The 1347-nt window shown below is 75.9% G+C and carries 2 protein-coding genes; both read left to right on the forward strand.

All coding sequences use genetic code 11. The features are described 5' to 3' along the window. Window positions 1–207 precede the first annotated feature (207 nt). Window positions 208–612 (forward strand): TOBE domain-containing protein, encoded by a 405-nt coding sequence (locus tag AC2W7G_RS16460; RefSeq protein ID WP_485869385.1) that lies wholly within the window; start codon window positions 208–210, stop codon window positions 610–612. Further along, entirely contained in the window at window positions 609–1343 is a 735-nt protein-coding gene (gene modA, locus AC2W7G_RS16465) for a molybdate ABC transporter substrate-binding protein (protein ID WP_485869384.1), read from the forward strand. The genes AC2W7G_RS16460 and modA overlap by 4 nt, the downstream gene beginning before the upstream one ends. Window positions 1344–1347 lie beyond the last annotated feature (4 nt).

The raw sequence follows: 1347 nt of genomic DNA on the forward strand, positions 1-1347 counted from the left end.
GTCGTCGCCGAGCTGGTGCGACGCGGCCACGACGTCGACGTGCTGCCCGGGCACGACGAGGCGATGGGCCACGCCGGCCTGGTCGTGCGCCACCCCGGACGGCCGGTCGAGGCGCCCACGACCCGCGCACCGACGGCGCCGTCGCGTCCCTCTAGCGCGGTACTTCCCGGGCGCTGGCGCCGCACCTGCGTGCTAGCGTCCGTGTCCATGCCGCAGATTCGGATCTCGGACGCCGCGCGCCTCCTCGGCGTCAGCGACGACACCGTCCGTCGCTGGGTCGACCAGGGCGTGCTGGACGCCTCCACGGACGCGTCCGGACGCCGTGTCGTCGACGGTCATGCGCTCGCGGTCCTGGCGCGGGAGCGGGCGGCCTCGGTGCCCGACCCGACGACCGGTGCCAGCTCGGCGCGCAACCGCCTCGTCGGGCTCGTGACGAGCATCCGGACCGACACGGTGATGGCGCAGGTGGAGCTGCAGTGCGGCCCGTTCCGCGTCGTCTCGCTCATGAGCAGCGAGGCGGTCCGCGACCTCGGGCTCGAGCCCGGCAGCGTGGCCGTGGCCGTGGTGAAGTCGACCAACGTCATCGTCGAGACCGCGGGGCGGTCCGCGTGAGGCGGCGCCTGGCCCTCGCGGCGGCGGGGCTCGTGGTGCTCGCCGGGTGCTCGGGGGCGGACGACGACCGCGAGACCCTCACCGTCCTGGCCGCGGCGTCGCTGACCGAGCCGTTCACGCAGGTCGCCGAGCAGCTCGAGGCCGACGACCCCGACCTGGACGTGCGCCTGTCGTTCGCCGGGTCGGCCGACCTGGTCGCACAGGTCGAGGCGGGTGCGCCGGCCGACGTCCTGGCCACCGCCGACGAGGCGACGATGGCCGAGGTTCCGGACGACGCCCTGGCGGGCGAGCCGCAGGTCTTCGCCACCAACCGGCTGACCATCGTCGTGCCGTCCGGCAACCCGGCCCGGGTGGCCGCTGCGTCCGACCTGGCCGACGTCGACACGGTCGTGTGCGCCGCCGTCGTGCCCTGCGGGGCGCTGGCGCGCGAGGTGCTCGACGCCCTGGGCGTGCGGGTGCGCCCGGTGAGCGAGGAGCAGTCGGTCAAGGACGTGCTGGGCAAGGTGGCCGCGGGGGACGCCGAGGCGGGCCTGGTCTACGTCTCGGACGCGCGGTCGGCCGGCGACCGGGTCGAGACCGTCGAGCTCCCGGGCTCGGCCGAGCACCTCAACCGCTACCCGGTCGCGGTGCTGGCCGGCGGCGACGAGCAGCTCGCCCGGCGCTTCGTCGACGCGGTCACCGGCACCGAGGGACGCGAGGTGCTAACCGCCGCGGGCCTGGGTGCGCCGTGACGCG

This window comes from Aeromicrobium sp. PFPM2_SD2 (assembly GCF_057364525.1).

What these genes read in the sequence shown, in the direction of transcription:
- AC2W7G_RS16460 (WP_485869385.1), top strand. Translation starts at nt 208, where the DNA reads ATGCCGCAGATTCGGATCTCGGACGCCGCGCGCCTCCTCGGCGTCAGC.